The sequence below is a fragment of the Mesorhizobium sp. M4A.F.Ca.ET.020.02.1.1 genome (assembly GCF_004022645.1).
Lineage (GTDB): Bacteria > Pseudomonadota > Alphaproteobacteria > Rhizobiales > Rhizobiaceae > Mesorhizobium.
On record NZ_RZOI01000257.1, the window covers coordinates 1 to 7,540 of the forward strand.

General features: G+C 63.6%; 10 protein-coding genes, 1 tRNA gene and 1 pseudogene. 4 read left to right on the forward strand and 8 right to left on the reverse strand.

Features of this window, described 5'->3' with window-relative positions; all coding sequences use genetic code 11:
- Positions 1-186: 186 nt before the first annotated feature.
- Entirely contained in the window at positions 187-531 is a 345-nt protein-coding gene (locus tag EN742_RS17215) for a hypothetical protein (protein WP_127400263.1), read from the forward strand.
- Between the two features lie 230 nt (positions 532-761).
- The gene (locus EN742_RS17220) at positions 762-977 is read left to right on the forward strand and encodes a hypothetical protein (RefSeq protein WP_126057983.1); all 216 of its coding nucleotides are present in this window, start codon (positions 762-764) and stop codon (positions 975-977) included.
- A 227-nt stretch (positions 978-1,204) separates the two neighbouring features.
- Here EN742_RS17220 and EN742_RS17230 read toward each other — a convergent pair whose 3' ends face one another.
- From EN742_RS17230 to EN742_RS39410, 6 genes are all read right to left on the reverse strand, one after another.
- Positions 1,205-1,573, reverse strand: coding sequence for a hypothetical protein (locus EN742_RS17230; RefSeq protein WP_126057982.1), 369 nt, complete (start codon positions 1,571-1,573; stop codon positions 1,205-1,207).
- Between the two features lie 303 nt (positions 1,574-1,876).
- Positions 1,877-2,779, reverse strand: a complete 903-nt coding sequence (locus EN742_RS17235; RefSeq protein WP_127400264.1) for a glutathione S-transferase family protein — start codon at positions 2,777-2,779, stop codon at positions 1,877-1,879.
- A gap of 11 nt (positions 2,780-2,790) precedes the next feature.
- The gene (locus tag EN742_RS17240; protein WP_126057980.1) at positions 2,791-3,381 is read right to left on the reverse strand and encodes a VOC family protein; all 591 of its coding nucleotides are present in this window, start codon (positions 3,379-3,381) and stop codon (positions 2,791-2,793) included.
- Positions 3,382-3,596: 215 nt separating this feature from the next.
- Positions 3,597-3,671 (reverse strand) — tRNA-Glu (locus EN742_RS17245).
- Positions 3,672-3,756: 85 nt separating this feature from the next.
- Entirely contained in the window at positions 3,757-4,170 is a 414-nt protein-coding gene (locus EN742_RS17250; RefSeq protein WP_126057979.1) for a VOC family protein, read from the reverse strand.
- Positions 4,167-4,550, reverse strand: coding sequence for a fimbrial protein (locus tag EN742_RS39410; protein ID WP_245455354.1), 384 nt, complete (start codon positions 4,548-4,550; stop codon positions 4,167-4,169). The genes EN742_RS17250 and EN742_RS39410 overlap by 4 nt, the downstream gene beginning before the upstream one ends.
- A 26-nt stretch (positions 4,551-4,576) precedes the next feature.
- Between EN742_RS39410 and EN742_RS17260 the strand changes: the two genes are divergently transcribed.
- Positions 4,577-5,647: an RluA family pseudouridine synthase gene (locus tag EN742_RS17260; protein ID WP_126057978.1), complete on the forward strand. Its 1,071-nt coding sequence runs from the start codon at positions 4,577-4,579 to the stop codon at positions 5,645-5,647.
- Between the two features lie 234 nt (positions 5,648-5,881).
- Complete coding sequence (gene rpoH, locus EN742_RS17265; protein WP_126057977.1) at positions 5,882-6,793, forward strand: RNA polymerase sigma factor RpoH; 912 nt, start codon at positions 5,882-5,884, stop codon at positions 6,791-6,793.
- A 193-nt stretch (positions 6,794-6,986) separates the two neighbouring features.
- On the opposite strand, the gene EN742_RS17270 is transcribed toward rpoH, so the two are convergent.
- Positions 6,987-7,379 carry a hypothetical protein gene (locus tag EN742_RS17270; RefSeq protein WP_126057976.1) on the reverse strand — a complete coding sequence of 131 codons (393 nt, stop codon included), beginning with the start codon at positions 7,377-7,379 and terminating at the stop codon, positions 6,987-6,989.
- Positions 7,376-7,498: pseudogene (locus tag EN742_RS17275) on the reverse strand (IS1 family transposase); the annotation flags it as partial. The pseudogene EN742_RS17275 and the gene EN742_RS17270, both read right to left, overlap by 4 nt.
- Between the last annotated feature and the right edge of the window lie 42 nt (positions 7,499-7,540).

Consider the following 7,540-nt stretch of genomic DNA (forward strand, 5'->3'; position numbering starts at 1 on the left):
ATGCTGATGCCACCCCCAGCCGAACCCCCGTCGCGGTTCGTCGGCGGACTGTGCCTCAGAAGCATTAACGATCCGCTAACCTTAACAAAACATCAGCGGAGATCGGGGTCGGTCGCGGCCTAGCCGTGTCGCGCCGGTTGTCGGCCGTCGCGCGGCCGCGTTATAAGGCATATGAGGGTTTTGCTAATGTTCGGACGAATCGTGCTGCTTTTCCTTTGCCTGGCGCTGCTTGCGGCGGGGGGCTGCGCGCGTAGCGACGACGGCACGGTGATGATCCCGAAGCCCCTCGATGTCCGACGCATCTGGGACAGGCCGCCGCCGCCGCAAGCCGGTCCGCCGCAGTTGCAGCCAGGTGCCTTTCCGGCGCCGCCGCAGGCACCCAGACGCCTCGCGGGCCGCAGGCTCCCCCCGCCGCCGGCGCCACCAGGACAGACGGCAAGTCCCCCCTCGCTGTCGTCCGAGCCGGAACAGCCCCTGGCCTGCAGGAATGTCAGCGCACCCGGCAAGCGCTTCCGCGTGGTCTGCGAATAGCAGGGCGATAGACTCAGTTTGCTGGGAAGAAGGCCGAGGCCGACCACTCTCCCCGTGCGCGGGTCGGCCGGTTTGTCGACCGCGCCTTTGCTTTCGCTGGCGCCGGCCCCCTGTGGGACGGCCCCCGGGCGGCGCCCTCAGCCGCCAGACGGTATAGCTCAAAGTGTCGAATGGTCCCGGTGAAACCTTTGCCCCACACTTCGCGTTGTAGCGGCAAAGGGAGACCGAGGATGTCCATTCACTTCACCGTCTCCGGCCTGACCAGAAACCTCATCCACTCACTCGGACTGGACCACGAGCGGGCACCGAGGCCTCTGACACCGGAGCAGAACCTTTTGCTGGAATGCTATCTGGCCGGGCAAATTCCGGAATCGGCGTGGAGCGACTACGTCTACGAGACGCCGGATCTGCAGCGCCATGTAAACGCGAGGCGCGCGCGGCACTGACCCCGAGGCTGCCGATCGCCTTCTAGCCGCCGCCAGCCACGATGCCGGCGCGCAATACTTCCCGCCAGCCTGCAGGCAAAGCCAGAAGACCTACGAAAAGCCGCCGCTCGAGAAGCGAGAGAGGCTGTCGGACGTGACAGCCGTCAACGGGTCGTCCGCCCCGGTTTCCTGAACCCGCTTCGGCGCCGTCGGCACTGAGATGACCGGCTGAACTTGGGGATCCAGCGCTATCTCTTGGGCGAGTTGAACTGCAGCACGTAGACTTTGCCGGCAATCCCCTGCGCCAGCGCCGGCGAGAAGCTCAGCGGCAGGCAGTGCTGCAGTGCCGAGGTTGCGGCCTCGACATAGGCTTGCCTGGCCTTGGCGTCGCCGCTCACCTTGATCGCCGTCGGCCTGGGGGGACCGATCAGCGTGCCGTCCCGCCTGAGGCTGAAGCTCAAGGTGACCGACGAGTTTTCGGAATTCGCCGGCGGGACCCAGCACGCCTGCAGCGCCGCGCCGACATCGTTCATGGTGTTGAGCTCGGCCGCATTCGATCGACAGGACATGGCCGCCAGGAGCGCCGCGGCGATTGTCGGCAATGCAACGTTTTTCATTGCCAGGATCCTCGTCTCTCCCGCTCCGCCGCCGATCTCATGCTACGGTCAAAGCCGCAGGTGACAACAGGTTTCTCGGCAATCGCCGGGCGCAGCCACGAGGCTGAGAGTGCTTCCGGACCGGCGGCGGTTGAAAAGCAAAAGGCCGGCGCATGGCCGACCTTTGTTTTCGCCTCGGCATCGCGCCAGTACATCCGTGGTCGCGCGCCTGAGCTGAACCAGTGACCATTAGACAGGGTCCTTGGTTAACGAATCCTTAGCCTCGAAGCGCCCGGCAAATCCGGAACGCCACCACAGTGGTCCTTACGCCTTCGCCTGCGACTTCACGTAGGCGATGTAGCCGCGCACATCACCGGCCGGTTCAGCATAGGCCTTGCCGAGCTTCTTCTCCATCGCCGCCATATAGTCCTTCGCCCATTTGGGCAGCGTGTAGTCGATGACCGCTAGGAACTCGAGCGTCGCCGCCAGCCGAATGTCGGCAATCGACGGATTGCTGCCGCCGATGAACGGCTTGCCGTTGCGGAAGAAGCTGTGGAAGACGTCGAGCGGCTCGGCGATTGCTGCCGCTGCCGCCTTCTGGGCCTCTGATTTCCTGTCAGGATGGGCGTCGCTGTGGCCGACCTCGCCGGCATATTGCGGGAAACCGAGCGCCGGATAAGTGGCACGCGCCACGTAGGGGTAAAGCGTGCCGACCAGATAGAACATGGCGCTGTCGATCATCGCCCGCTTGGCCGGCGCCTTGGGGTAGAATTTCTCCAGCCCGTGCTTGTTGGCGAGATACTGCATGATGGCGCAGCTTTCCCACAACACGCCTCTCGGCAGCCCCTTGTCCTCGATCATCGGCGTCAGATGGGCCGGGTTGCGCGCCATGAACTCCGGCGAGCGCGTAAGCCCCCAAGCGTCGGTCTCGGCATGGTCGAAGCCGGCGGCGCGCGCGAACACCCGAACGGTCATGTTGTTGACGCTCGGCTTCAGCATGCTGAGCTTCAGCCCAGGCTTCTTCGCGGCCTTTGCCGTCACCTTGGGTGCGGCCTTTGCCGTCACCTTGGGTGCGGCCTTTGCCGTCACCTTGGGTGCGGCCTTTGCCGTCACCTTCGCGGCTGGCTTGGCCGCTGCTTTTGCCTTTGCTTTCGGCGCTGGCTTGGCGGCCTTCACCGCAGCCTTGGCCGCCGGTTTCCTTGCACTCTTCGTTGCTGCCTTTGCCATCTGTTCCTCCCTCAGGCCTTTTCATATGGATTTTTCGGTGCCCTTTCGTCCGACAAGGTCGCGCGCGACCATTCGACCAGCGTCTGGATCGCGTCGGCCAGATGCACTTCCGCGATGTTGTAGTCGCCGCGCGCGACGCGGATCTTGTGCGCCTGCATCAGCACATCGGCATGGGTGAAGCCCGCCGGTGGTTCGAAGCGGTACGAGGCGAGCTCGATCAAGAGGCCAAGCGGGTCCTCGAAATAGATCGAATCCATGAAGCCGCGATCCTTGACGCCGCTATGCTTGATGCCGCGCTCGTCGAGCCGGGCGACCGCCTGCAGGAAGGTGACGCGCGACACCGCAAACGCGATGTGGTGGACGCAGCCCGTATCGGTGGGCGTACGCCTGGGCACCGCCGTGCGGCTCTCATCGGTGAAGACGGTAATCAGCCTTCCGTCGCCCGGATCGAAATAGAGATGGCTCTCGCTCGCCTTGTCGAGATTGGGCTGTTCGAAGACGAAGGGCATGCCGAGCACGCCTTCCCAGAAATCGATCGACGTCTGGCGCCCGGCGCCGACCAGCGTGATGTGATGGACGCCCTGCGATTGCAGTTTCTGCATCGGTCTCCCTCCCTGCGATCCTCGCCTCTGTCGGGCCAGTTCGGATCGGCATTTACCGCCGGCGCTCCCCAAGGCGCCGCCCTGCGCCTTTGGCGCAAGGTAATGACAGGATGCTAATTCAATCGGCGGCGTTGCGCCAGAAGCGCCGAAGCGCTGCTAACGTCGCGCGGAATCCGGGGGCGTATCCTGGAATGGAAAAATGTGCTGGAGAGACTTGGTACGCCCAAGGGGAATCGAACCCCTGTTCCCGCCGTGAGAGGGCGGTGTCCTGACCGCTAGACGATGGGCGCGCTCAAGAACCGGCGATATAGGCTGGCGGCCAGGAAAAAGCAACTGGGCTTCGGAGAGTTCGCCGATATTCCAAAACTGCTGGGCTCAGCCCCGTCGTTTCGGCTCGATCAGGTCCCAGAGATTGCCGTAGAGATCGGCAAAAACCGCCACCGTGCCGTAGGCCTCGAAGCGCGGCGCCTCGCGGAACTCGACGCCGCCGGCCAGCATCGCCACATGGTCGCGGGCGAAGTCGTCGGTTTCGAGGAAGAGAAAGACCCGGCCACCGGTCTGGTTGCCGATGCGGCTCGCCTGCGTCTCGTCCGCTGCTTCGGCAAGCAGCAGCCGCGCGCCGTTTGCGTTCGCCGGCGTTACGATCACCCAGCGCTTACCGCCGCCGAGATCGACGTCCTCGGCAAGCGCGAAGCCCAGCCGCTCGACATACCAGTCAATCGCCTCGTCATAGTTCCCGACGACGAGCGCCACGGTAGCGATGCAGCGCTTGTCGGCGAAGCCGCTCATTTGTTGCGGATCGCAAACTGGCCTATCACGCGACGCTCGGCGATGTCGTAGACGAAGATGGCGCGGCTGCCGTCGGCAAGCTCGGCATCGATCGCGATGCGGTTGCCGGACAGCGACTGGCTGATCACCTTGGCGCCGACCGGCAGCACGATGTCGGCGCTAAGCGGTTCGCCGGCCGGCACCTGGATATCGCTGGCAACCGGGGCGCTGGCAGGCGGCGCGTTGCGCGCTTTGTAGACAAGCGCCGCGATCACCACCATAAGGGCAAGGAACAGCAGCCCGAGATTGACGGCCATGAAGCGGATGAGTTTGCCGCGCACCTTCTCGACTTCGGCGTCGAGCGGCTTTTCTTCGTCTTCCTCGGCAATTGGCCTGGCCATGGAATTGGGTTCCAGAACGGTTTTCGATGAGCGCTCATAGCGAAGAGGCCTCCAGATTAATAGAGGATCGTTTGACAGGCAGTGATTTGACAGCCGGCGGATCGGTCATGCTGGAGGCCGGCCCGGATGCCGCCGGCCAGCGCCTCGACCAATGGCTGGCCGGCCGGCTCGGCCGGGACATCTCGCGCAGCCGGGTGCAGATGCTGATCAGGCAGGGCGCGGTCAGGATCGGCGGCAAGGTCGCCGAGGAGGCCAAGCGCAGGATGGCCGCCGGCGAGCGCGTCTCGGTGGAGATGCCGGAGCCTGAACCGGCGGAGCCGCGGGGCGAGGCGATCGCCCTCGACATCCTCTATGAGGACGATGAGCTTATCGTCATCAACAAGCCGGCGGGACTGGTCGTCCATCCCGGCGCCGGCAACTGGACCGGCACGCTGGTCAATGCGCTCATCCACCATTGCGGCGACAGCCTGTCCGGCATTGGCGGCGTCAAGCGGCCGGGCATCGTTCATCGTCTTGACAAGGAGACCAGTGGCGTCATGGTCGTCGCCAAGACCGACCGTGCCCACAAGGCGCTGTCGGAGGCGTTTGCCGATCATGGTCGCACCGGCGACCTCGAACGCGCCTATCTCGCGCTCGTATGGGGCATTCCGTCGAGGCCGACCGGAACGGTCGACGCGCCGCTCGGCCGCGCCGCCGACCGCGTGCGCCGCGCCGTGGTGCCGGAAGGCCGCGACGACGCTCGCCACGCCGTCACGCATTTTGCCGTGATCGAGCGCTTCGGCGAGCGGCAGAAGGAATTCGCAACGGCAAGTCTGGTCGAATGCCGGCTGGAGACCGGCCGCACCCACCAGATCCGCGTCCACATGGCCCATATCGGCCATCCCGTGGTCGGCGATCCCGATTACGGCCAGGCCTTCCGCACCAAGGCCAACCGGCTGCCCGAACCGCTGAAAGGCGAAGTCAACGCATTTGCCAGGCAAGCCTTGCACGCCTGGCTCCTTGAATTCCAGCACCCGGCTACCCATCTAGCGATGAGGTTCGAAGCGCCGATACCGAGGGACATGGAGGCACTCGTCGGCGGCTTTCGCAAGCTCTGAGCCCGCCATCGATCCGCTTCAAACCGACCATCGACCCGCTTCAAAGCAACCATCAAAAAAACCTGACTGGCGTTGTTCACTTTAGCGTGACACACTGTTTCGTGTTGAACAAATGCCTGTCCTTTCTGGTTTTGTTCCTATATACAGCAGTTGCCGCGGATGAGCCGTTTGGCATTCGCGTCACATGCCCGCCGCGTTTCGGGGGCATCACTCCAAGAGAGAGGGGGCGCTATCATGGCCCAGTCACTACCCAGTATCGTCTCCGGCGAAGGCGGCCTCAGCCGCTACCTGGAAGAAATCCGCCGCTTTCCGATGCTTCAGCCGCAGGAAGAGTACATGCTCGCCAAGCGTTACGCCGAGCATGAGGACACTTCGGCCGCGCACAAGCTCGTCACCAGCCATTTGCGGCTCGTCGCCAAGATCGCCATGGGCTATCGCGGCTACGGTCTGCCGATCGGCGAGGTGATCTCGGAAGGCAATGTCGGCCTGATGCAGGCCGTCAAGAAATTCGAACCGGAGCGCGGCTTCCGGCTCGCCACCTATGCCATGTGGTGGATCAAGGCCTCGATCCAGGAGTACATCCTGCGCTCGTGGAGCCTGGTCAAGATGGGCACCACCGCCAACCAGAAGCGGCTGTTCTTCAACCTACGCAAGGTGAAGGGCAAGATCCAGGCGCTTGACGATGGCGACCTGAAGCCCGACCAGATCGCCGAGATCGCCACCCGTCTCAACGTCTCCGAGGCGGAAGTAGTGTCGATGAACCGTCGCCTGTCGGGCGACGCTTCGCTCAATGCTCCGATCCGGGCAAGCGAGGGCGAGTCCGGCGAGTGGCAGGACTGGCTGGTCGACGACCACGAAAGCCAGGAAGAGATGCTGATCGAGCAGGACGAGCTGGAAAACCGGCGCGCCATGCTGTCGGGCGCCCTCTCCGTGCTCAACGAGCGCGAACGGCGCATCTTCGAGGCGCGCCGCCTCGCCGATGAGCCGCTGACGCTGGAAGAACTGTCGGCCGAGTTCGACATCAGCCGCGAGCGCGTGCGCCAGATCGAGGTGCGCGCCTTCGAGAAGGTGCAGGATGCGGTCAAGGCCGCAGCCAAGCGCCAGACGCAGGCGCTGCGCACCATCGAGGCGCAGCCGGCGGCGTAAGGCTCAAGGCATGAATGAAAAAAGGCGGCGCTGCGGTGCCGCCTTTTTTGTTTGGCGAAAGCGGCGGTCCAGCCCTTTCTCCCCGTCACTATACGGGGAGAAATGTCCGGCAGGACAATGAGGGGCAGCGCCGACGCTGCGAGGGTATCGTTTCGGGGCAAGGAAACAATCGCATCCCAGAATGGGTAGCGGGTTAGTTTGAAATCTGCCTCATCGGCTTTGCTATGCAGTAGAAACAAAAGCCGGCGAGCAGAGCAGCGAGCGCCCCTAGCGTAGCGAGTGATCTGAAATGCCCGTCATACGGAAGGGTCAAAAAAGAGAAGCTTACTGCGATAAGAACCGCCACGGAAGTCCACAGTCCTGGTCTCCCGGCAACAGTGCGTGGGAAAGCGATGGCTGCAACAACTGCTGCCAGGTAAAGCGGCCACGACACTAGGATGCCGGCCACAAAATAAGCGGCGAAAAGCAAAAGTGTCTCAGACCATGGATTCTCCGGCGAAGGATTCGACACGGCTAACAAACTTCCAATCACGCCAAACACATAGGACAGCGTGATTTTTGAGGCGAGCGAGATCCTTTGCGTCATGCTACTGCCCGCTTCTTGTAAGGGCCGCGCACGACCGGCTTTTCAGCTTCCTTCGCCTCGATCAGTGCCACGATATCCGCAATCTCCCAAAGCTTGTCCGTGACACCAGCGGCCATCGCGGAACGCCGCGCTGCCCCTCATCCGCCCTCGGGCACCTTCTC

Coding starts and splice junctions, on each gene's coding strand:
- EN742_RS17215 (WP_127400263.1), top strand. CDS start 187: ATGTTCGGACGAATCGTGCTGCTTTTCCTTTGCCTGGCGCTGCTTGCG.
- EN742_RS17220 (WP_126057983.1), top strand. CDS start 762: ATGTCCATTCACTTCACCGTCTCCGGCCTGACCAGAAACCTCATCCAC.
- EN742_RS17230 (WP_126057982.1), bottom strand. CDS start 1,573: ATGAAAAACGTTGCATTGCCGACAATCGCCGCGGCGCTCCTGGCGGCC.
- EN742_RS17235 (WP_127400264.1), bottom strand. CDS start 2,779: ATGGCAAAGGCAGCAACGAAGAGTGCAAGGAAACCGGCGGCCAAGGCT.
- EN742_RS17240 (WP_126057980.1), bottom strand. CDS start 3,381: ATGCAGAAACTGCAATCGCAGGGCGTCCATCACATCACGCTGGTCGGC.
- EN742_RS17250 (WP_126057979.1), bottom strand. CDS start 4,170: ATGAGCGGCTTCGCCGACAAGCGCTGCATCGCTACCGTGGCGCTCGTC.
- EN742_RS39410 (WP_245455354.1), bottom strand. CDS start 4,550: ATGGCCAGGCCAATTGCCGAGGAAGACGAAGAAAAGCCGCTCGACGCC.
- EN742_RS17260 (WP_126057978.1), top strand. CDS start 4,577: ATGAGCGCTCATAGCGAAGAGGCCTCCAGATTAATAGAGGATCGTTTG.
- rpoH (WP_126057977.1), top strand. CDS start 5,882: ATGGCCCAGTCACTACCCAGTATCGTCTCCGGCGAAGGCGGCCTCAGC.
- EN742_RS17270 (WP_126057976.1), bottom strand. CDS start 7,379: ATGACGCAAAGGATCTCGCTCGCCTCAAAAATCACGCTGTCCTATGTG.